The 26,946-nt window shown below is 59.8% G+C and carries 1 protein-coding gene (running past one end of the window); it reads left to right on the plus strand.

Translation table 11 applies throughout. The features are described 5' to 3' along the window. Window positions 1–26,946, plus strand: the 5' portion of a protein-coding gene (locus TBK1r_RS30795) for an Ig-like domain-containing protein (RefSeq protein ID WP_145219132.1). It continues 3,063 nt past the right edge of the window; 26,946 of the gene's 30,009 nt are visible here — the first part of the coding sequence; it begins with the start codon at window positions 1–3; its stop codon lies off the right edge, out of view.

The raw sequence follows: 26,946 nt of genomic DNA on the forward strand, positions 1-26,946 counted from the left end.
ATGAGTATTGTGCGAATGGCGACCGGGCGTGAAGGCAAGCGACGCTCGCGTGCGAGGCAACACCGTCGGCGTCGGCAACTGATCGAGCATCTCGAAGATCGGCGGATGCTGGCGACCGTTTCGTGGGACGGCGGTGGGGATGGTCGCATTTGGCAAGATCCCGCAAACTGGGTTGGTGATCAGTTGCCCACCTCCGGCGACGATGTGGTGATCGATGTCCCTGGTTCCGTCGCCGAGATCGAGTTTCGCGGCGCGGACCAAGTCGTGCTGTCGGTGACGACGAGTGAAGCGTTGACCGTCGCGACCGGTGTGCTGGAGGTGGCCGGGACAGTCTCGGTTGATGCGGATCCCGTCAGGTTGACGGGCGGGACGATTCGTGGCGCCACGCTCGCGACGACTGCCGGGGACGGTTCACCGGCACTGATCGCGACCGCGGGGACGGTGGCCGGCGTGACACTCGCCGGCGATGCAATCGTGGCCGGCGGACTGTTGAGCGTCCAAGACGGCCTGGGCTTGCAGGACGCGACCATTCGGATCGGGCTGGACGATGATCAACCGAATCTTGGGCAGCCGGGAAATGGCACCTTGCGGTTTTCGGGGAATCAAACCTTGTCCGGCACGGGACAGGTCATTTTTTCCAACACATTGTCTGGAACGATCGATGCGATCGGAACGGGAACCACACTCACGTTGGCGTCCGGAGTTTCGATCAGCGGCGGAAAGGGAACGATCTCCTCAAACAGCCAAGATGTCACGATCATTAATCACGCCACCGTCTCGGCAACCGGGACGCTGAGTCTGAGTGCGGCGGCGGTCAACTCACAGATCATTAACCGTGGCACGATCAGCGGTAACGGCGCGACGATTACCACCGTGAATCTTGTCAATGAGTCGACCATCGAGACGACCGGTGGAACACTGAATTTGCGTGGGCAGTGGAATAACATCGGTCAGATCAACGTCACCGACACCGCCGTCAACCTGGGGGCAAGTGGTGCGACCTTCGTCGTGGACCAGCTCGGAAGTCTGAATCGATCAGGTGGCGTGGTCAGTCTGATCGGGAACCTGGACAACACCGGTCGTCGTCTGGTACTCGATGCCAACACCGGCGATTGGGAACTCGGCTCAAGCGGTCAAATTTTCGGCGGCGTCATCGACACGCTGGACGATGCCAAGCTGGTTCCCAAAGGCGGCGTACTGGATGGAGTCACGCTGGAAACAGACATCGACATCCGGGCCAGCAGCTTACGGGTACGCAACGGATTGACTCTGGACGATGTGATCATCCGCGTCGGTGGTGACGCTGAGAATGGTCTGCCTGCCGGCAACGGGACACTCACTTTTTCCGGGACGCAAACCATCGCGGGAACCGGGCAGATTCTGTTTCCCACGACCCAGACAGGCACGATCAGCGTGTCGGGCTCAGGCACAATGCTCACTTTGCCGGCGGGAATCGCGATCAGCGGGGGCAGGGTCTCGATCACCTCCAATAGCCAAGACGTCACAGTCATCAACGAGACCACGATGCAGGCGACCAGTTCGCTGAACCTGAGCCCGGCCGCAGCGAATTCCCAATTCATTAATCGAGGAACGATCACTGGCGACAACGCGACGGTGACCGGGTTCAACTTGGTCAATGAGTCCACGCTCACGACAACTGGCGGCGTCTTGAATTTGCGTGGGCAGTGGAACAATACCGGACAGATCAATGTGACCGACACAGCGGTTAATCTAAGCACCAGTGGTGTCACATTTGTTGTCGATCAGCTGGGTAACTTTAACCGCTCCGGCGGCACGGTGACGAACGTTGGGACGCTGGATAACAGCAATCGTCGTTTGCTGTTGGATGCAGCGACGGGTGACTGGGAACTGGGATCCGCCGGGCAAATTCTAGGTGGCGTCATCGACACCGAGAACGGCGCGCGTCTGATTCCGAAAGGCGGATTCCTAGACGGCGTCACGCTGGAAACGGACCTGGACATTCGTGGCAGCACGTTACAGATTCGCAACGGCGTGACCCTGGTGGATGTCACCGTCGGCGTGGGTGGGGACGCCGAGAACGGTTTGCCCGCCGGCAATGGATCACTCATCTTCTCCGGGACGCAAACCATCGCCGGGACCGGACAGTTTCAATTTCCGACGACCCAGTCGGGCTTTCTGAGCGTGTCGGGGACTGGCACGACGCTCACTCTGCCGGCCGGCATCACGATCAGTGGCGGCAGGGTGTCGATCGCCTCCAATAGCCAAGACGTCACGATCATCAATCAAGCCACTGTTTCCGCGACGAGTTCGCTGAATCTGAACCCATCCGCCATCGGTTCCCAATTCATCAATCGAGGAACGATCACTGGCAGTAACGCGACGGTGACCGCGTTTAATTTGGTCAATGAGTCCACCCTCGAGACAACCGGGGGGACGCTAAATTTGCGTGGTCAGTGGAACAACCCCGGTCAGATCACCGTCACCGACACGACGGTCAGTCTTGGATCAACGGGGGTCTTGTTTGACATCGACCAACTCGGCAATTTCGCCCGCTCGGGCGGCGAAGTTCAACTGACCGGCACACTGGACAATCGCAATCGCGACTTCGTGTTAGACGCTAGCAGCGGCGATTGGGAGCTTGTCCAAGGCGGTCGAATTCTGGGCGGCACCGTGGACTCCACTGCGGGCGGCGAACTGATCCCGGTCGGTGGAACGTTGGACGCCGTGACGCTGAAGACCGATCTGGTGATCGGCGGCAGCGGAATGAGGGTCGAGAACGGTCTGACGCTTGACGGCGTGACGGTCTTCGTGGGGCACGACGGCGTTGGCGGGCTCGCCGCGACGAACGGCTCGTTGACATTTTCTGGCACGCAGTCGTTATCCGGTAACGGTCAAATTCGATTTCCAGAGACTCGAACCGGGACCGTTCAAGTCATCGGAACCGACTCGACCGTAACACTTGCCGCAGGCGTTGATCTCGCCGGCGGCGCGGGCACGCTGTCGACAATCGTTACCGGTGCAACGCTGATCAACGAAACAACGATCACCGCGGAATCCGATGGCCAGGCGATTCGATTGACCACTCCAGGCATCGGCAGCCGGATCATCAATCGGGGCGTAGTCCAGTCGACGGGCGGTGATCTCGTGACGCAGGACTTCGTCAACGAGGGCACGCTGCGTTTGGTTCCCGGATCGAAGTGGACGGCCTCGGAGGATGTCATCCTGTCGCCGGGCTCCGTCGTCGATCTCGATCTGGCCGGGCGTGATGCTGAATCGCTGCCGCTAATCACGATCGCCGGCGCGCTGACGCTCGGCGGGGCACTTCAAACCTCGGTCTCCGGCGGGTTCGAACCGGCCGACGATGATGTGTTCACGGTGGCCACGTACACGAGCGTCGAAGGGCAGTTTTCGACTGTTAGCGGGCCGAACCTGACGGGGAATCGGTCTCTGTTTCCCCTGGTCTCACCCACGTCGTTGGACTTGATCGTCGGTGACGCCAGCAACACTGCGCCTGAAGCGGTCCTTGATTCATTCGCTGTCGTCGAAGACACCGCGACGATCCTTGATGTGGTGGCCAACGATTTGGACGCCGACGGTGATGCCCTGCAAGCGGACATTGCCACGCAACCGGCGAACGGGCAAGTGACCGCCGAAGCCGACGGGACGTTTCGCTACACACCGCGGGCTGACTTTACCGGCAGTGACACGTTCACGTACCGTGTGACGGATGGCCGTGGCGGACAGGATTTTGGCGTCGTCAGCATCGACGTGACACCTGTCAATGATGGACCGCTGGCCGGTGTTGTGCGTCCGACGTTGGACTTTGACGGGATCAATGATGTCGTCCATGTCGATGATGATGTCGCGCTGCGGCCGCCGAATCTGACTGTCGAAGCTTGGTTCCGCAACGAAGGCGGGTCGACCTTTGAAACGGTGCTGATGAAATCGTCGGCGTCCAGTTGGTCCGATGGCTATGGAGTCTACGTTCAAAACGGTCAGATTCACTTCTTCGTCACGCACTGGACGAGCTATCGTGTTTCGACGCCGTTGCCGCTCGACCGGTGGACGCATCTCGCCGGCACCTACGACGGCGATTCGCTGGTGCTGTACATCGATGGTGTCGAAGTCGATCGACTGAGCTATGACGGCGGTATTACACATTCGCAATCGCCGCTTCAGATCGGCCAAGGCAGCGGATTGACCCAATACACATGGGAAGGCCAACTGGGCGGCGTTCGATTGTGGAACACGGCGCTCGGGGCGACACAGATCGCCGACGGGCGTGATCGTGCGGTGCCGCCGGACTCGGCCGGGTTAGTCGCCGATTGGCCACTCGATGAGCGTGGCGGCATTCGGGCTCATGATGTGTCCGGCAACGGCCACCACGGGCAATTGGGCTCGGGGGTCCTGAACCAGTTGACGATATTGAATCGGCCGGGCCGGCAGGATTCGGTCGATGCCGTGCTGACGAATTCTCTGCGGCTTTCACCGACGGAGCCCTCGATGATCCGGCTGAGCGGGACGGACGTGGACGCCGATGTCTTGTCAGCGGAAATCGAATCGCTGTCAACCGCTGGGACGTTGTTTCAAACCAACGACGGTGTCTCCGCGGGGGCGGCGATCACTGCGTCGGGCACGACGGTCAGCGACGCATTGGGCCGTGTGATCTATCAGCCGAATGATCCGTCCGTCGACTCAACCGACACGTTTTCATTTTCGGTCGGCGACGGCAATTTGCAGTCTCCGACGCGTGACGTGTTCGTTCGGTTTGGCCTGCCCAATTCGCCGCCGGTCGCGGTGGACGACACGTTCGTGACGGCCAACAACACGCCAATCACGTTTAACGTGATCGCCAACGATTCGGACGCCGAGAGCGACTCGTTGGTTGTCCTGTCCCACCAGTCGAACATCAGCGGAACGCTTCAATACTTGGGTGATGGTGAGTTCAGCTACCAACCGGCGACAGACTTCGTCGGACAGGTCCGATTCGATTATTTGGTCAGTGACCGGATCAGCGGCGACGACGTTGGGACGGTGACGCTGGAGATGGTGGCGTTCGATCTGCCGAATTTGGCCGCCGGCAATCTGACCGGCCAGGCGACTGTCAGTGGCAACCCCGCTACGGTTGACTTGACGTATCAGGTACAGAACACGGGATCCGCCGCAATCGTTTCACAGCCATGGACTGATCGTGTCTTCATCAGCTTCGACACGTTGATCGGCAATCACGATGACGTCCAGATTGGTCAGTTCGTCCATGCCGGTGATCTGGCGGTCGGCGGAACACAACCGGTCTCGTTGACCGTGACGTTGCCGGAGGCGACCGACGGGCAAGTTCGCTTGTACGTGATCGCCGACGCAGACCGTCAAATCGTTGAATTTGGCGACGATCGCGACAATCGCAGCGACGCGATCGTTGTCGACGTCACACGGACCCATGCCGATTTAGTCGTCGGTGATGTTTCCGTGCTCGATCAAGACGGCAATCCCGCAACGGAGTTTTTCGGTGATCTGAGTCGAGCGGCGCCGCCCCGGTTCACGGTTCAGTGGACCGTGACCAACGAGGGCCAAGAGCCGGCAACGGGAGGCTGGGTCGATCGCATCATCGCCTCGGATGACGACGTCATCGACGCATCGGATCCCGTGATTGCTGAATACCGGCATGATCCAGCGGCAGTGTTGCAGCCGCGTGACGTCGGCCTGCCAGAGAATGCCTATCGGTATCAGCGTTCGATCGATCTGGCGGCCATCGTCAACCGGTCGATTTTTGACGGACGCGTCAACGTGTTTGTCGTGACCGATGCCGCTGACTCGATCTACGAAGGCGTGGTGGCGACGAATGATCCCCTGCGACCGCTGGTTCCCGACGAGACGAACAATGCCGCCGCTTCGGATTCGGCAATCGATCTGGTCAAGGGCGTCTACGCAGATCTACAGGTAACCAGCTTCACGGCGCCATCTGCCGCACAAAGCGGTGTCCCCACCGCGGTCTCCTGGACCGTCACCAACGTCGTCCCGCCGGACGGCCAGGCGATCGCAGCGACCAGCGAAGACCTATGGACCGATACGGTCTCGCTGGTTCGCAACCCCGATCCGTCAACGTGGCGGGACCATGATAATTTTGTCGCGACCGTGGGTCAGGTCATCCACAACGGCGGACTGGGCGTCGGCCAATCCTACGCCGCGGCTGCGACGACAGACGTCACGTTGCCCGATGGGCTGGAGGGGACGTTCTATTTGGCGTTTGAGGCCAACAGCAATTCGAACCAATCGCGAAAGCCGTACGAGTTTGTGTTCGGACCTCGCAACGATGGCCGGTTCGCGAGTTTTAACAACAACGTCGTGTTCTCGGGGCCGATCGACGTCAGCTTGCGACCGCTGCCCAACCTTTCGGTCGACGCGGCGACGATTGTGACCCCCGACTTGCCGGTCGATTCGGGGACCCTGATTGACGTGAGTTGGGCCGAACGCAACGACGGCGCCGCTGCGACCGACAACGCCTGGACGACCGAAGTTTGGCTGCGCGAGGTCGTCGCCGCCGGTGAAACCGCCGAACGGTTTCGTTTGGGAAGCATCCGACAAACGTCGGTGTTGGCGATCGGCGAATCGGTTTCCCGGACGGAACAGTTTCGACTGCCGTCGAATCGATCAGGGGTTTTTCGCGTCGAAATCATCAGTGACGTTGGCTTCGGACACGGCAGCGTGTTGGAGTCGGCCGAAGACGACAATGTGACGCTGGATGATGATGTTTTGGAAATTCGACTGCCACCGCGACCCGATTTGTTTGTGCCGTCGGACTCCATCCTGGTTCCGAACGACGTGCGTGCCGGAGGCGAGATTGACATCAGTTTTGTCGTCCGCAATCAAGGAACGCAAGCCACCGGGAACACGCGTTGGTTTGACGAAGTTTACCTGTCACTGGATCCGACGCTTGGCGCGGGCGACGTTCTGTTAGGACGTGTCGAAAACGGCCGTGCCCTGCCCGCCATCGATGCGGGCAATCCGGCGCTCAGCGAATATCGCACGACGATCACCGGCATCCAGATTCCGCTTTCGCGTGGTGGCGATCAATACATTTTGGTCAAGACCGACGCCGACGACGTGGTGGGGGAATTTCCTCGCGAAGACAACAACGTCCAATTCAAACGCTTTGACGTCCAGCCGATCCCGCCGGTTGATCTGGTCACCAGTCATGTCGTCTCCCCCGATCAAGCCTTCGAAGGCAGTCAGATTGAAGTTCGTTACCGCGTCACGAATCGCGGTATCGCAGCGACCAGCACCGACACCTGGTCGGACAGCATTTGGTTGACGACGGACAAGGATCGGCCGAACTTCAGCCGGGATTACCTGCTCGAACAGTCGGTGCATGTCGGCACTCTCGATGTCGGTGAATTCTACGAGCGCGTCGTGTTGGTCACGCTACCGACCGGGCTGCCATCACTGCAATATTTCATCACGCCGTGGGCCAACTGGAGTGAATCGCCCGATCTGATCGAGCAGACGCGCAGCCAGTACGTCAATCCGGATGACCCCACCGAAAAGAACAACAACAATTACCGGGCGCGGCCGATCGCTGTCGCGGGTGTGCCGCTGTTCCACGATTTGCAAGTGACATCGGTATCGGTGATCGATCCGAACGGAATCCCGATCGATGATTTGGTCGGCGGGGAATCGGTCACCGTTCAATGGGAAGTGACCAACGTGGGTAACGGCCCAAGCCCCGTCAACCGACCGGCTTGGTTCGACACGATTCACTTGAGCCAGTCGGCCGATTTTGACGACCCGCTCGCCATGCGTCGGCAACTCGGCATCGCTCGGCACGTCGGCGTCCTGCAACCGGGCGAAAGCTACACGGGCAGCCAAACGTTCCGATTGCCTCCCAATGCAGAGGGCAGTCACGTCTTCGTCCAGACACCCCACTTCCCGGCTGATCCTGACCGGCAAAACAATCATCTCGCCGATCCGACGATCGTCACCCCACGCCCGCCGGCAGATTTACGCGTCACCAATGTGCAGGTGAACGCAACCAGCGGGGACGGTGTCATTCGCAGTGGCGAACCGGTTCGGGTTCAATGGACGGTGACCAATTTTGGTCACGACACGTGGGACGGCACGGAGTACTGGACGGATCAAGTTTACTTTTCCGGCGTCAATCCCTTTCTCAACTCCTTGGCCGAATTCTCAGGCAGTGTGCCACATCCCGGTGATCACGTCATCGCTGCGGGCGAGTCTTACACGACCGAGCTGATCGTCGATTTGCCCGCCGGTATTCCACTCGATCAAACGACCTTCGATTATTTCTTTCATGTTCGCGCCACCACGACACCGTTCTTGGTGGAGACGTACTCGGATGGGTATCAGAACGTCGCCTATCAAGCGCCCGATGACTACGCCAACGACTGGGGCAGCGTTGAGTTTACGGTGCAGTACGCCGAACCGGACCTGGAGATCACATCGGCGTCGTTGCAAGGGGTCACGGATCCGCAACCCGGCGAAGCCTCATCGCCGCGCGGTGGAACCTTGGATGTGCAATACCAGGTCACCAACACGGGCACTCGATCGGTCCGCGAAACGCTTTGGTCGGATCTCGTTTTTCTATCGCAGGACGCGACACTGGACCCAACGGATTTGCAACTCGGCGCGCTCAAGCAATTCAGTCGACCGATGGACATCGGCCAGTTCTATGACACGGGAATCTCCGTCGAGTTGCCGGTCGACCTGGTGGGTGAGTATTACGTGTTGATTTACACCGATGCACCGGGCCGTCGTGATCTGCAATTTGCCGATCGCGTGCCAGAGTTCTTGGACGAAGACAACAATGTCGTGGCGATGCCGCTGACGATCACTCAAGTCGTCGCGCCGGATTTGCAGATTCGCGATCTCGTCGTGCCCGCTCAAGTCACGCAAGCACAACCGCTGGAATTCAGCTATCGCGTGTTCAACGATGGGGGTGCGACAACGTTGCGACAGCGATCGTGGCAAGACGTCTTCTATCTTTCACGCGATGAGTTTTTGGACACCGCCAAGGACCGTTTCTTGGGAAGCGTTTCGCACGGAAACGGTCTCGGCGCCGGCCAGGGCATTGACGTGACCTGCGAAGTCAGTGACGACCAGATGGTGACTTGTGTGGCGCCGCGGCTGCCACGGGACCTCACAGGGGCCTATTACTTGCTGGTGGCCGCCGACTTGGGATCCTTTAACAACCCCCGCGGCCAGGTTTTCGAACTGGAAAACGAAAACAACAACATCACGGCCAGCGCCCAACCGATCATCGTCAACCCGCCCGCCCCTGGCGATTTGGTGATCCAACCGGATTCGATTACATCGCCCTCTGGAAATTTCGTTTCCGGGAACGAGTTCACGGTCGAGTTCACCGTGGCAAACGGAATCGGTGCCAATGCGATCACGGGACGTTGGGCCGACGCCGTTTATCTGTCGCCCGATGGTCAATGGGACTTGGACGATATTCGTCTCGGTCAAGTCCCGCATACGACGCGGCTGACCGGATCAAATAATCATGATCCACTCGATCCCGGTGAAACTTACACCGCGACGTTGACCGGCGTGATCCCGCCGGTCAGTGCGGGTGATTATCGGTTACTGGTCCGGACCGACATCTTCGATGAAGTCGTCGAGGGTGTCGGCGAAGGGAATAACCAAGCCGTCTCCGGCAACAGCTTCAGCGTTAGCACCAACACGCTGACATTGGGCATGCCGCACAACACAACCCTCAAGCGTGAGGGCGTCCAGTTGTACGAGATCGAGGTGCCACGCGATCAAACGATTCGGGTGACGCTGGAAAGTGACGCGCCCGACGTCTTTAATAACGTCTTGGTTCGTTACGACGACGTGCCGCGACCGGGGACCGCCCAGTTCAATCCGATCGGTCGAATTGGACCAGACGCCACGCTGTTGATTCCCAACACCCAGCCCGGACGCTACTACGTTTTGGTGCGAAACTCGTCGGCACCGCAGGGGAGCGTTCAGAAGATCCGCCTGTTGGCCGAGGCATTGCCGTTGTCGATCACCGAGGTCGAAACCGATCGCGGCGGCGACGGCAAGTTCGTCACCTTGAGCGTTCGTGGGACTCAGTTTGACCCCGACGCGACGCTGAAGTTGGTGCGGCCGTTGTTCGGGGAGGTTGAAGCGGAACGCTATGAGGTGATCGACAGCACGCACATTCGCGGCGTTTTTGATCTGACCGGTCAACCCCGCGGTTTGTACGATGTCAACGTGATCAATCCCGATGGCGAAACGGCGGTGGAGCCCTATCGGTTTTTGGTGCAGCGTGTGATTGAACCGGAAACCATCGTGGGTATCGATGGTCCGCGGGTTCTCAAGCCCGGTGAGACGGGGTTCTACAGCGTCAGTGTTGAAAACGCCGGCAACGTGGATGCGCCGTACACGGTATTCCAGTTCGGCGTGCCAGAACTCGGCACCAACGCCGCGGTGTTTGGATTGGACTATGTGACGTTCAGCAGCAATCTGCGCGGCCGGCCGCCGGCAGCAGCCGAAGGGCGAATCGCGTCCGAACCGGCAGTCCCCTGGGCCCGGTTGCGTAGCGAAGTCAACACCGATGGACAACAACTCGCCCCGGGCGTGATCCTGGATTTAGCCGCCGGAGATTTTTCGGCGTTCAATTTTTCGGCTTCGACGTATCCGGGGTTGTTGCCGTTGATCGATCCGCAGCAAGCGTTCGCGGCGCTTCGCGATGAATTGTATGCACGGTTCCCGCAGTTGGAGGGTGAACTGGAAAACGGGCCGGAAGACTTGGATAAGATCATTCCGGGATTGACGGAAACATGGCGAGCGATTCATGAGCGTCAGCAGAAAGTAGAATTTGATCCCTGCGACACGATCGCGTTTTCGTTTCACGGCGTCGCTTCCGCGACACCGATGACGGCCGACGAGTTCATCGCGTTTCAAACCGATCAGGCGGACCGACTGCGACAGGCGATCTTGGATGATCCGACGGCTGATGGCGCGCTTTCTTCTTTGGCCGCCGATGCCGAGACGTGGACGACGCTGTTCGTCACGGCGCTGGCCGACGGCGGCGTATTGCGCGATCAGGACGTCCCGCCGCCGCCCCGCGAAGACGCGTTTGTGCTGAGTCAACTGGCGGTGCTCAGCAGTGGAATCTTGATTGGTCCGGCCGGTCAAGAGATCATCGCCGACGGCGATTTGGTTGCCTTTTTCGATCACGTCCGCAGCTGGTACGGACACAATGAATCGCTGCGTGGAAACAACGCGTTGGCGGATTTCGAACGCTACGATCTGAATTTGAGTCACCCCACGGCGACCACCGGATTCAACATCTATGTGCCGTACGGAAAGTGCACGTTGCTGCCGGAGTTGGGCTTCAATCAAACTCCGATCGACTTTGAACGATTCTTTGGTCCGGTCGCTTCGGGGGCACAAGCCACGATGAACGGTCCGGTCGGCGTGGGAGACGAGCAGTTCGTTCCGACCGACACCGCACTGCCATACACCGTACGATTCGAGAACGCGCCGGGTAGCAACGCCACGGCGTCCGAAGTGCGTGTGGTCACGGAGCTCGATGACGATTTGGATCCCCGAACATTCCAGCTCGGCGATCTGCAGGTGGGAGAGATCATGGTGTCGATCCCCGCCGGCCGCTCGACATTCCAACAGGATTTTGATTTCATCGACAGTCGTGGATTTGTCTTGCGCGTCAGCGCCGGCGTGGACCAAAGTCAATCGATCGCGACGTGGTTGTTGCAGGCGATCGATCCGTTGACGGGCGAGTTGCTGCAAGACGTCGACCGCGGAATCTTGCCACCGCAAACGCTTCAAGATGACGGCGCGGGATTTGTCAGCTACACCATCGAACCGAAAGCCGCCACGCCGACGGGCAGCCGGATCGTTGCGTCGGCACGCGTGTTGACCGATGTCGCTCCGCCGCAAGATACGCCGACCGTGACCAACACGCTGGACGCCACCGAACCGGCGACGCGATTGTCCGTCGATTCTGTCGGAGGCAACTCGGGCGATTACCGGTTAAGTTGGAGCAGCAAAGACGATGACGCCGGCAGCGGTGTCGGGCGGGTCACGTTGTATGTCGCGACCGATGGCGGTGACTTCAAAATCATCGGCGGTGCAGACCTCAATTCTGTCGCCGGCGCTGGCGTGCTGGGTGCCGAAACGGGCAGCGTGACGTTTAACGGTGTCGTGGGCGCGAGCTATGAATTCCTGGCGCTGGCCCGCGATCAAGCTGGAAACCGTGAACGCCCCAGCTACCTGTCGCCGTCACAGGCCGGTGGCGAGACGAACTACGTCGCCGTTCCGGCCGGCGTGCCGGTCGACGGCTCACGAGGCATTCCTTCCGACGGCGGCCAAGCCAATTTGGGAGGATTGCCCAAGGTCGACCGGCCGACGTTGCAAGACTTGCCCGAGGCGATGGCTGATTCGTCCGTGCCGACCAACGCGTTGTTCCTCGAAGCACAAAGTCAACGCCGCTCGCGTGTCTCGTCGGTTCATCCACCGGAGCTACAAACGGTACTGCGTCCGTTCACGGCAGAGTCCTTTGCGACGGGGATTGATTCAAGCGGCGCGGGCATCGGTCCGTTGGCGATCGTGCAGATCAGCAGCGACCCATCCCTTGCCGGTGGCGGCGAGTTCCTGGTCAGCGGCGGTGCGGGACGCAATGAGCTGTATCGCGTCGGCGGCTTGGGCGTGACGGCGGAGTTGTTGACGGTCCTGGAACATCCGATCTATGACTTGCAACTCGACGCCCAAGATCGACTGTGGGCCGCGACCGGTGGTGGGCCGTTGTTGCAACTCGATCCGTCGACGGGCCAAATCCTTGCCGAGTATGGTGGCGGCGTGACTCAGTCGCTGGCGATCGATCCCGCGACGGGCGACATTTATGTGTCGACGGCGGCGGGCATCGAAGTGTTTGATCCGCAGACCGAGCGATTCCGCCCACACAGCGAAACCCGCGTCGGCAGTTTGGCGTTCTCTCCTGCCGGCGTGTTGTGGGCGATCAGTTGGCCCGGACGCGACCGCGTGATTCGTTACGACGCGTTGGCCAGACCCGAACGCGTGTTCAGCAGCGGATTGCCGTTGGACTCACTCGCCTTTGGTCAATCGGGCACCGATTTGGACGGGTTGCTGTTTGTTTCGACCAACGATCCGGCCGGTGTCGCGGCGGGCCGGTTGTTGATGATCGAGACGGCGTCGCTGCAAAGTGTTCTGGTGGCCGACGGCGGCACCCGCGGCGATGTGGTGATCACGACCGCAGAGGGTCGCGTGCTTGTCAGCCAGTCGAATCAAGTTGATCAGCTGTCGTTGTTGAAAGCTCCCCAAGTTATCGCGACCAATCCGCCGGCCGATGCCGCGATCGTGCTGCCGCTGGGCCAAGTTTCGGTCACCTTCGATCGCGACATGCTGGTCACTCTCCCGTCGCAAGCCGCTTCGTCGGAGTCGGCATCGGTGATGAACGCAGACAACTATCGATTGACCCATGACAGCGGCCGAACCTATCGGCCAACCGGTGTGGCTTACGACGTCACGAGCAAGGTTGCGACGCTCAGTTTTCCGCCGCTGATCGGCGGTGACTATACCTTGACCGTTCGCGAGACCGTTTCCGCCGCCGACTCGACGCCGTTGGGCACAGACTACACGTCTTCCTTTGAAGCACTCTCGGATCTGGGGTCGGGCACACGCCTGGACTTTTCCAATTCGCGGTTGCATCGCGGCAGCGGGTTGATCTCCTACGATGTTTCGATCACCAACATCACGACGCGACCGTTGTTGTTGCCGGTCATGCTCAGCTTAGATCCTTCGGCGGATACCAGTGCCGTCCCACAGGGTGCTGCTCGAGACGATATCGGTCGCTACCTGATCGATTTGTCAGACCAGTTGACCGACGGTCGGCTGGACCCCGGGGAAACGATTGCGGGTCGAACGGTGAGCGTGTTGCTGCAAGATGGACGACGCGTCGACTTTGACCACTCACTGATCGCGACCCCGTCGGCCAATGCGCCGCCGCAGTTCGAAAGCGACCCGCCGACGAGGGTGCCGCTGAGGTTGCCGTATCGCTACCGACCGTCGGTGAATGACGCCGACGATGATCCGGTCCGATTTGTGTTGTACGCCGGTCCCGCCGGAATGAAGGTTGACCCCGATGACGGTGAGGTCAGCTGGATGCCTGCCGGTGATCTGCCGCGGGTCGACGTCGTCTTGGCGGCGGTCGACGCGTTCGGCGCCGTGACCTTGCAGTCGTTCCAGGTGGAAATCGTCGGCGCCAATCAGCCGCCGGTGCTGGAGCCGTTGCCGCTGCAGATCGATGGACGCGAGGGCGATGCGATCCGTTTTCAATTGACGGCCAGCGACGCAGACGACGACCACTTGATCTTCTTTGCCCAAGATCTACCGGCCGGGGCGACCTTGGATGCGAGCGACGGCTGGTTCCGCTGGACGCCCGACGCGCATGCGGCCGGCAGCTACGACGTGCGGTTCGGCGTCAGCGATGGACAAACCGCGACGACCTCGCTGACGCGGATCGTGATCGATCAGGTCAACATGCCGCCGCGCGTCGTCCATCCAGGACTGCGTGTGGTCAACGAAGGCCAACGGATTCGAACGCAGATTGTGGCCAGCGACGTTGACGGCGACGCACTGCGATTTCAAAGTCCATTGCTGCCCGCCGGCGCCACGCTGAATCCGACAACCGGCCAGTTCGATTGGACGCCCGAGTTCTGGCAGGCCGGTCAATACGAGATCACGATCGTGGTGAGCGATGCGGTTGACGATGCAGCGTTGATCGCTTTCGACCCGGAGCAAGCAGACGAGCCGGTGGGCTCAAACCGCTTCGGTCAGCATCAAACCCGTGTCACACTCAATGTGGAAGTCTTGCCCGGCAACGGGCCGCCGCAACTGGACCGGATTGGAACGTGGCAGGTTGAAGAAGGCCAGTTGGTGACGTTCCAAGTCGCCGCCTTCGATCCCGACCATCCGCTTTCCGCTCCCCCGCAACGGGACTTGCAGGGCCAATTGATCGTCGTCGGGGACCAGCCGCACCCGGTGACGTATTCCGTGGCCGGGTTGCCCGACGGAGCCACCTTCGATGCAGAAACCGCCACCTTCCGCTGGCAGACCGCCGCCGACTCCGAAGGCACCTATGACGTTGTCTTTCATGCCGAGGACGACGGCGGCGCTTCATCGGGACTCACCGGCCCCATCCTCTCGGACACCACAACCGTTCGCATCATCGTCGATCAGCGTAACGTGCCGCCGGTGATTGTTCCCATCGGTACCCAGCAGCTCGATGCGGGACAGTCCGTGACGCTGGATGTTTCGGCGAGCGATCCCGATGGCGATGCCGTGACACTCCGTTTGGAATCCGAGGCGAGTGGTTTTGCGTTACCTTCGATCATCAGCTTTACTGACAATGGCGATGGCAGCGGCCGCGTCACGGCGGCGACGACGCGGCAAGACGGTGGCAATTACCCGCTGACTTTGGTCGCAACCGATGCGTTGGGAAACAGTTCGGAGTTCAGTTTTGTCGTCAGTGTTTATTCGCCTAACACACCGCCCGTGATTGCCCCCATCGGCGACCGTGTCGCGGTCGTCGGGCAACCGATCGTCATCGATGTCACCGCCAGCGACCGCGATGGTGAATCATTGACACTTGCCGCCGACGGGTTGCCCGCCGGTGCGTCCGTTGATGAACCCTCGCCGGGAAGGTTGCAAATCACGTGGGTTCCGACACCTGGCGATGTCGGTTCGCAGACGGTGACGGTGACCGCGATGGACGGCGGAAATGGCGACGGCTTGCGTATCGAAACGGCCAACTCCTCGTTCGAATTGATCGCGCGATCGTCCAATCAGTCGCCGACCTTGCAGCCGATCATTGACCAAACCGTCGCCGAGGGAGCTCTGTTGACCTTTACCGTCACCGGCAGCGACCCGGATGCGGATGCGCTCTTTTATCAACTCGATCCGTCGACCAGCGGTCTGCCCGGTGGGTACCAGTTCGATTCGCTCACCGGCACATTCACTTGGACACCCAGTGCGTTTGATAGCGGCAGCTATCCAGGTGTGATCCCGCGGGCAAGCGACGGGTCTGCAATCGCCGAACAAACGGTTTCGATCACCGTTGACAACGTGAATCAGCCGCCGCGGTTCGTGGGCGTGCCGCCGATCGTCGGCACCGAAAACACGCCGCTCGAGTTTTTCCTGACCGCCGCGGACATCGATCGCGACGCGTTGATCTTTCAGCCTGCGGCCGGGACGACGCTGCCGCCGGGGATGGTGCTCAATGCAACGACGGGGCGCGTGTTTTGGCTGCCCGGTTTTGTCGATGCCGGTTCCTACCTGATGACGTTTGAGGCGTCCGACGCGTTTGGAGCCAGCGCGGTCGCCGACGTTCGCGTCACGATCATTGATGCCAATCGACCGCCCGTGGTGACCGTGCCGGATCGGGTCGCGGTCGTCGGCCAAGCAGTCGACTTTAGCGTTCAAGTCAACGACGAAGATGTCGATGACACGCAGTTCTCGTTCGCCGCCGACACGCTGCCCGAAACCGCAACACTGGATCCCGATACCGGCCAATTCCACTGGACGCCGGGGCCGGGGCAGCTTGGCGAGCACGTGATCACGCTGAGTGTGGGCGATGGGACAGATCGCACGCGGAAAGCGATGGTGATCGAAGTTGTCGCCGAGTCGTCCGACCCCCAGATCAGTATCGACTTGACACCCTCGTTTCCCGTCCGTCCGGGTAGCCGCGTTGTGGTCAATCCACGCGCCTTTGGGCTTTCGGATATCGTCAGCCTGCAGATTCAATCCGCTGGTCAAACCCTGCCGCTTGACGCGCGGGGGCGTGCTTTTTTGACGCCGACGACTCCCGGTCGCGTGACCGTGACCGCGACAGCGACCGATGCCGACGGTCGTGTGGGCACGGCAAGCAGCGACATTCGTGTCTTCGACCCCAGCGACGACCAGCCGCCCGCTGTCACTCTGTCGGGATTGCCCGCTGATGGTCGGATCACGCAAACGGTGACCGTTATGGGCCAAGTGGCGGACGTCAACTTGGACCATTGGTCGCTGACACTTGAGCCGCTCGATGGATCAGCCGGGGTCGAAATCGCATCCGGTGTCGACGCCATCGACGGCGCATTGGCCGAGTTGGATCCGGCGACGCTGGCCGATGGATTCTACCAATTGGTCTTGGCAGGCGAAGACATGGGACGCCGTCAAACCGCTGTCAGTCGGTCGGTCGAAATTCGTTCCGCAACCAAGCCCGGTCAATTGCGCCGAACCGAAGTCGACTTGACGGTCGATCTGGGCGGCTACTCGTTTGACCTGACTCGCCGCTACGACTCGCTTACCGGCAATCACCTTGCCAGTTTTGGTCAGGGTTGGACATTGGCCGGTCAAGACATTCGATTCCAGCTGCGATCGACAAGTCACTCCGGCGATGGATCGTTGCGGCAAGGGGATCGCGTGTTTGTCAGCTTGCCAGACGGCGGATCGGGATGGTTCACGTTCCAGCCCACGCAAACCGTGACGACCTCCGCCGGAGGTGGCATTACGTCGCGGTTTTATGCGCCGAATTGGATTGCCGACCCGGGCGTGCAATACACATTCAAAACACCTGCGGCGACACTGACGAAGATCGGAGGCCAGTTTTTTGTTGCGGCAACCGGCCAGGCCTACGCGCCACTGCGACGCTACGTGGGCGGGGCGGCGACCGGAAACACGTTCGAGTTGATTGACGTCAACGCTGCGTCCTACCAAGTTGACGTCAATCGGGGAGTGCTTCGGCATCGAACGTTCGATGGTCACACACTGATCTATCGCGATAGCGGAATCAGCTTGGTCGGCGGAGCGACATTACGACTGACGCGCGACGCAGACGGCCGTGTCGTGTCCGCACAGACGGATGCCGGAAAGGTCGTCGACTACGTCTATGGTGACGACGGGACGTTGGCCGCCGTCCATACTCCGACGGGCTCGCGACACTACCTTTACGATTCGGCCGGACGACTGACGGTGGAACTCAGCCAGGACTCTGGGCTGATCTTTGACGACGACACCACGGTCGGCAGCGAAGCGATCACCGCCAATTTGGGATCGACGCGTCAGTTCACGACCCAGACGTATTCTGGAAACCTGGTTGCCGATCAGAGAGACACGTTCGCGCTGACGATTCCGGATTCGGAAATCGAGTCGCTGTCTGAAGGACGTTTGTTGCTGGGTGTCTGGCTGACGCCGGCCAACGCTGCGACCGTGGCGTTGGACGATTTTCAATTGATTTCCGGCCATCGCGGTACCGCTTCCATTCTCAGCCTGGATCCCCGTGCAGATGGCAGCCTGTTTGCGATCGTTGTGATGGAATCGGCCGGACCGTTGTTGATGCGAGTGGGCGCCAGTGACGGCAGCAGCGGCGACTACAACATGGCGGTGTCGGTGATCGGTGATGTCGATCAAGACGGCGTGGTGGATGGTCGTGACAGCCGGCTGATCGATCTGGCCAAGGGGTTGTCAGCCGGCCAGGCGGGCTTTGTCGCCGCAGCAGACCTGGATCGCAATGGCGTAATCGATTCAATCGATCGTCAGTTGGCGGAGCTGAATTTTGGTTTCGTCACCAATCAGGCTCCGTTGATCCGCCAGCTTTCGTCGTTGACTCACGTCGACTTGGCAACAACCATCGAACTGGGCGACGCGGTCATCGATCTGGATCTGGATCCGCTGCGGGCAGCCCTTTCGAATGTTCAAAATGGCAGTGCGACTCTTTCATCCGACGGCAGCGCGATTACATTCGCGCCTGACAACGGCTTCGTGGGTCAAGCTCAGTTTGATTTGACGGTCGCTGACCCCTGGGGGCCAGGCGTGACCGAAACGATCACGGTGAATGTCAGCGACGCTGCACTGATCGGAATGGACTTTGTCCACAGGTTGCCAAAACTGAATGTCGGCCAAACCGGGGCTGTTCAATTGATCGGTCAGTTCACGGACCAGGCCGATGTGCCGCTGCCGACCGGTTACGCGACCGTCTCGGTGATCGACACGGCCGTCGCCAGTCTTAGTGCTGCCGGACTCCGGGGCGTCGCCGACGGAACGACGCAAGTGACCGCCAGCCGCGGTGCAATCTCCGCCGCGACCGCGATCACGGTTGGCAATCCGCCCGATCCGATCGACCAGCGCATCCTGGCAAGCGGGCTGGACGTGTACCCACGGGCCTTGACTCTGGTCGCCGGCGATCGACGAGATTTCCTGGCCGGCGTGGGCGGCGAGTTTCAGCTAAGCGATTCATCGGTGGGAACCCTTTTCATTAGTGAAGATTCAAGTCTCGTGCGAATCGATCGAGACGGCTTGGCGACCGCCATCGGCGCCGGTCAAACGCGCGTGACCATCCTGCACGGGCCCGATGAATTCATCGTTCCGGTCACAGTCACCGCTTCCCAGGTCGGCACGGTGACGGTCGATCAGTCCGGCGCTGCAGTACAAAGTGCGACCGATTCTCGGCTGCGGCTGACGATCCCTCCGGGACAAGTGACAGCACCGACCAACGTCCAGATCTCACCGATCGCGATCGACCAGTTGGAGGCGACCGTGGGGTTCGCAACGGGTGTCGGCATGGAACCGGCCGGCGCGTTCCAATTGGATCTCGGTGACGAGGTCCTGGATGTGCCTGTGCAACTGCAGGTTCCCGTCGACGCATCCGTTGCGCCGGGATCACGCGTGCTGTTCCATCGTGCCGGCCGTGCGGTTGACGAAAATGGCGAATGGGCCGACGCCTGGATTCAAGTCGAAGACGGCATCGTCGGCGAAGATGGCATCGCACGCAGCGCGTCACCACCGTACGGCGGCGTCCGCGTCGGCGGCACGTACTATTACTACGTCGTCGACGAATCTGGCAACTATCGAATCAGGAGCCAGCCTGTCATTCCGACGGTGAATACGAACATCACCGCCGCGTTCCGGTCGCTCGGCGGGGGTGCGGCAGACGGCATCCTGTACGCCATCCAAATGGCGGTCGACGGCATCTTCGGCCTGTACACGGCGCCGCCCGGAAACAACAAAATGGTGATCGCCAGTATCTCTCCCGAAGGGCTACCAAGCGTGATCGCGACACGCGACATCGAAATCCGCGCCGATCGCGTTTCTTCGATCGACGTGATGATTCCACCGATCGAGCGTTCGACCGTGGAACCCTACGATCCACCCCAGATCACATCCGTTGCCTACGAATTCGATCCCAACGATGGTCCGGTTATAACGCTGACGGGCGACCGATTTGTTTTCGCCAACAACAACGCGCCGGCGAATCGGCGGATCGGGTCGCAGATCGATGATCTTGAAATCCATTTCCGAGAACACGACTCGGACTTGTCAGTCGTTGGAAAAATCCTTGCCGGTTCGACGTCCAATCAAGTCCGCGTCGCGGTGCCCGACAGAGTCATCTTGGGCCGCAGCCTGATCGTCGCGGTTCGTCCACAGTATCAGACCGACGAGCTGGATCGTTGGGAGACATTGGTTCGCAAAACGAGTGATGCGGTCCAGTTGCCAGTCTCCCCTGAATATGTGTTCGCACCGCTGGGGATCCAGGGCAGCACTCAATCACGCGTCGCGGTCGTCAATGCAGCTGCCACGATCATCGGTCCCGATGGAAATCTCCAACCGAACCCAAGTTTGAACGAATTGGTGGCTCGGATTCCCGTGGGCGTTCAGTCGCGCACGGGTTTTGTGGTTCAGCAGGGTCCCGGGCCGACCTTGTTAGGAACAAAAGGCCTTCCACAACAGCGCAGTGGCCCCGAATTCCACCGCGGCGATTTCCTCTTCTTCCTCAACTCCATCGGATCAACCAGCCGCGCGGCAATTCAAAACGCACTCGAAGGCGACCTGCGGACGCAGATCGACACCGCAATCTTGACCGGGCAACAAGACCACGCCGAAGCTGTCAATGCAACATTCGAGGACATCTCGCCGTTCCTGCAACACTTCCTCTCGGGCGACGGGAACGATATCGCGTATCCGTTCGCTGACCCTGCGATTGCCGATGACAATCGAGATGATTTTGTCACGAAGTACTTGCTTACGCTCGATGTCGTTCAAGCCGAAATCGATCGAATTCAAACCGAACTGGAACGCGAGTTCAACGATCAGGCGTTGCAAAACCGGATCAACCTTGGCGAGATCACGGTTGAACCCGAACTGATCGATTTGACCGGCCAGAACGTGCCGCCGACATTACAATTCATCCCAGCCGGCATCGAATCGATGCGGGTGTTCTTGGTCGATTTGGAAGTCAGAGTGGATGACGCCACCGGCAGGCTGACTTACAACGCCGATCTGGTGCTCCAACTGTACAACGACTTTGGCGTCGCCGAGGACGAGGTGACGGATTCCAACGGCTTGTACGCCGCCGCGTTCGCAGCGCTGCAAAATGGTGACCTGAATGCGTTTACCGCTTACGTCCAGGACCACGGCCGCGACAATCCCGAAGCGTTGATGCATTTTCTGCAGCGTGTCGGGCTTGTGCAGCCCTATTCGATGCGATTCGACGTGACGCGGCCGATCACGGGAATGCTGGATCGAACTTTCGACGGACCGATCATCAACGCCGAGGGCCGATCTAACCCGTATGGGTCGACGGTCTCGCCCGATCACGCTAGCGTTCTGGTAGTGATGGACAGCCCCGCGGGCATCGCAGTGTTGGACGCGATCACGCTGCAACAAAAAGACTATTTTCCGCTGCCTGCCGGTTCGCTTCCGTTCGCGATCACGACCGACGATGCCGGAACAGCGTATGTGTCCGACGAAGCCAACGACGTCATCTACGTCGTGAACACGAATCGATTCGCCGCCAACCGGGGTTTGATCCGAACGATCTCCTTCGCGGGGCTCGACGACGGCATTTCCGATCCCAATCGCGTCCTCGGCGGACGAGGCCTGGACGTGACCTCCGACCAACAGTTCTTGGTCGTCGCGGCGCCCAAGTCGCGACTACTGTTCGGCAAACAGGAACCGGGCAGACTGGTGGTGATCGATATCAATCCGCGCAGCCCGCACGCTTTCCGGCCAGTCAGCGTCAATGGAAAACCGGTGCTGACGGTTGGAAACGAGCCGTACGGGGTGACCGCGACGGGCCGTCTGGGCGAAGTCATGATCACCAATCGCAAGTCCGACAGTACGGGAGTCCAGTGGATCCAACTGATTCCCAGCGGGTCGGGGACCGTCGCTGCGACCGTCAGGGATCTGAAGAACGGTTTCCGATTGGGGGATTTTAAAGACGTCTTTGACGTTAACAGTGCCTCAGGCATTGCGATTCTGCCGGCAAACACACTGCAAGCCGCCCTTTATGAAGACTTGACCGGAGAAAGTTTTGGCGATCTGCCAGCGGTCCTGGCACAAGGCGGAACCGCTGCGGAATCCGCGCGCCGCGCTCTGTCGCGTTCACAGCACCCCGCTTATGCCTTCGTCACCGCGTTCAACCGACCCATTCGCGGCGTCGCTGCTTCGGATCCCAACGCATTTGACCTCTCGATCGTGGGCAATCGGCAAACGATCAATGTCGCCGGCGGGAATGTGGCGATCATCGAATTGCCCCCCACCGGCCAACCGAATGTTGTCGCCGCCACGCGACAAATCCCCTGGTCGTTTCCGCAAAACCTGGTGTTGTCGTCCGACAAACAATTTCTGCACGCCGCGTATACGGCCCAAGCAGCCATCTTCGTGTTCGACGTCGTCGAAATGATCAAAACGCTCAGCGATCCATCACTGGCGAATCAATTGACGCGTAACCCCATCGACGACTTCAATCCCAAGATTGTTTCCGGCGATGCACGGGCAAACTTTCGCTTCCAGATGTTCTGCAATCCAAACGGAACCCAACTTCCCGATTTGGGCGAGTTCCGTTTTGTGACCCAAGATCTTACGACGTGCGAGTTGCCCAGCAATGACGCCGAACGCCGAGCCCTCGGCGGTCCGATCGGCATCGACGGTCGCCCACGTGGCATTTCGACGAAGGACGGGTTTCGCATCTTGAGTCTGACCACATCGGACACGATCAATGAAAACGAACGCGCCAGCGTGACGGTGGTCGTCAACCGCGACGGACGCGGCGGAGACTTACCTGGAAAGATTGCATGGGGTCTGAACGATGCGGCGGGAAATCCGTTGGTTGCCGATTTCACCATTCCCAACGGCCAGAATCAAATCACGCTCACGCACGTCTACCTCGATGATCCCGGACCGGAACTGTCCGACACCCTTCAAATCAGCGTCGGCATCGGCGGCCAAATCGCGATCGCCGGCCTGACGGTCGAAAACGTTGCCCCAGAAATCAAATTGCCGACGGATCAATCACGCTATTCACTGAGCCCGATCACCGCTGCCGGCTTCGATTTCGGCGGCATGAATCCGGACAACACCTATCGATTGGATCTGCACTACGACGACGCAAGCAAAGAAGATGAGTTGCGGGCGACAATCGACTGGGGCGACGGCATCATTGAACAAGGCATTCGACTGCCTCGCGCCGACGGGTTGCCCACCACCAACGAACGCAAGATCATCGCGCACGACTTCACCGCGGCGCTTGCCGCGGGAGGTCTCCAACCGATCACGGTCACCCTTTATGACGATGACGGCGGATCCGATCGAATCGAATTGCTTCCGGGGTTGAACATCGATGGCCGCGACACCATCGTTCGCACGCGTGCCCATTTGCTCAACGGAACCAGCTGTCCGCAAGACGGCCGATTCACGTTCAGCGTGAACCAGGATTCCCGCGTCACGTTCACTCTGGCGAGTAACGTCGCACAAAATCTGACGTTGCACCAATTCGGTGACGCCAACTTCATGATGGCGGTCGACCGCTTCGAAGACATCGAACTTCAGGCCGGCGGGTACTACATCGACCTACAGCCCACTGGCCCGCTTTCCGATCCTGGCGAGTACACATTCGAATTGACCGCGACGGCCCTCAGCGATGGCATGGTCGACAGCGACGAAGGCATCATCGCCCACGAATTGGTCATCGATCACAGCCTGCCGCTGGGACACACGATCGTCAAGGGCGTCGACATCTGGGACGGGCATTTGGTGCACAGCAGCCAGGACGTCTCCGTCCCCGGTCGCGGGCTGTCGTTGGACTTCAGCCGCACGTACAGCAATAGCGGCTCCTCGTCGTCCGGACCACTCGGTGCCGGCTGGACGCACAGCTACAACATTCGGTTGGTCCAAGACGCCTGTGGTGCGTTCACGGTGATCGGCGGCGAAGGATCCGGCAACACCTTTATGGCATTGGCGGACCCGATCGACGTGGACAAAGCGAATCTGTTTGGATTGGATAAACCCGACGAAGCACAGTTTTTCACGCCGCAGATCGGATACCACTCCACGCTCGTCCGTCCCGACCCCGATCGACCCGCCGAATTCGATTTCTACACCAAATCGCACAACCGCTATCACTTCCAGCGCGTCATCGGTCGCGATCGGCCCGGTGAAAACCAGCAAATCGAGTCGACTCGGGAGTATCAACTTCGTTTCATTGAAGACCCCAACGGCAACCGGATCACGCTGCTCTACGATTCCGATGACACGCGTCTGCGACAATTCCCGGCGGCCATCGTCAACGCCGTCGATTTTGATGAAACCACGCTCGATGCCGTCGTCGATTCGTCCGGCAGGGCGCTGTTGTTTGAGTACATCACACAATCCGGCCAAGACGAATTCGGAATCCAACGAATCTCCCGTGTCAGCGGATTTGATCCGACCTCGATCCGACATGATCTGGAAAAACTGGAACTCACCTATGGCTACGATGACGACGGCAACCTGATCGACGTGACCCGCATCGGTGACACCCCCGATCACAACGACACGCGAACGGAAACGTACACGTACACCATCGGTGTCCCCGACGCCCAGAAGCATAATCTGCTCTCGTACACCGATCCCAACGGCAATCAGACGCGCTACGAGTATTACGAGGACACCGGGTTTGGCGGAATGCCGATCCCCGGTGCAACCGGTTTCTTCGGAGTTTACCCGTATGAATTCATCAAGCGAATCATCGAACCGGCCGGTCTGACACCGAACGACCAGGGCGAATCCGAAGCCGTCACCGAATTCGCCTATGACATCACAGCAAAAACGCGAACGGTCAGTGACGCTCGCTCGCCCCGCCGGACGATCGATCCGACGGTGTACACGCTGAACGACTACGGCGCGACCGAGCGGATCGTCGAACCGATGGGCCGGACCACCGAAATGACCTGGTGCCTGCCGGGATCGGCCGACGTCGTGGCTTGTCCGGGAAGCCCCACACGACCGGGAATTGACGTGTTGATGACGTCCAAGACGGATGCCCTGGGGCGGCGAACTGAGTACATTTACGACGATCTGGGCAACCTGATGAAGGAAACGATCGTTTTCGCCGGCGCGGAGACGGAAGATCACATCGATGGCGTGGTCAATTCGCTGGGTGGTTCCCAGTCCAGCGTTTCGACGTCCTACACCTACAACCGCCTGTATAGCAAACAAACCAGTCGCACCGATGCTGAGGACAACCCGACGACCTTCGTGATCGACCCTGCTAACGGGAATCTGCTGGAAGTCATTGACGCGATGGGGAACTCAACCAAGTACGCCTACTCGGACGCCATCGCCTACGACGGAACCTATGGCCCAGGAGACTTGAAATCGATCACCGATCCACGAGGCCGAATCACTCGTTTCGATCGATACGACGCGTACGGTAATGTCGTCCAGTCGACCGACGCCGAAGGAAACCAGACCACGTCGATGTACGATGCGCGTAGTCGTTTGCAGCATCAATTCGACACCTGGGGGCATGATGTCAACTACGGCTACGACGGCCTGGACCGTGTCATCAGCGAGAGCAAGAAAGACAGGTTGCACTCTCTGACGCCGCAAACAGTAGGTTACGTCTTTTCGGCCAACGGCGAACTGCTGGAAATGACCGATGGGCTGGGCCAGAAAACGATTCATCGATACGACGGCCGAAATCGGAAGATGGAAACCATCGAGTCGGACGTTCAGCAAATTGGCGGCCCCGCACTCAGCTACTCGCAGCGTTTTTTCTATGACGAAAACAGCAATCTGGTCAAAGAGATCGACCCACGCGGCGTCGAGCGGACGCACATGATCGATGACCTGAACCGGACGACCAAAACGGAAATCACCGACGGTCCTTTGTCTGAATCCGTCGGCAACAACGGTGTGATTTCCGAAACCCGATTTGATCTCGTCAACAACGTACTGGCCAAGACAGACCTTCACGGCAACGAGACCACGTTTCGTTACGACGCGCTGTACCGAGTTACCGAGACCATTCTGCCGTTCCAAAATGCGGTCATCGAAACCGATTACGATTTGGTCGGCAACAAGATCCGGCAAACCGATGCCAACGGAAACCCAACCACGTATCTGTACGACGACATCTATCGATTGCGGGTGGAAACCGATGCGCTCGGCAACTCGATCACGCGTGCCTATGACGCCAGCAGCAACGTCGTTCGGCAAACGCACGCCAGTGCAGGCACGACGACTTACGAAATTAAATTCGACGACGGGGCGGAAATCAGCGATGGACTCGGGCGACCGACGACCAAGACGGAAACGGTGTTCAACGGTGATCCGACCGTGCCGGCATCAACGGTGGAGTATGTCACCAGCTACATGTACGACGACACCCGCAATCGTACCGTCGTGACCTCGCCTCGTGGCAACGACGCTGGCGACCCCGTCGGTGGCAAAACCGAAATCCTGCTCGACGGATTAGATCGCCAGCACCAAATCACCGAAGATTTTGGCGGTCTCAATCTGGCGACCACCTTCGGCTATGACGCCAACGGCAACCAAACCACCGTCAGGGACCCGCAAAACGGCGATATCGATGTCCGCGTTGTGTACGACGGGATCGGACGTCCGATCTTTAAACTCTATCCGCTGTCATTGACCGAAACGTTT

This window comes from Stieleria magnilauensis, assembly GCA_007753675.1.
Lineage (GTDB): Bacteria > Planctomycetota > Planctomycetia > Pirellulales > Pirellulaceae > Stieleria > Stieleria magnilauensis.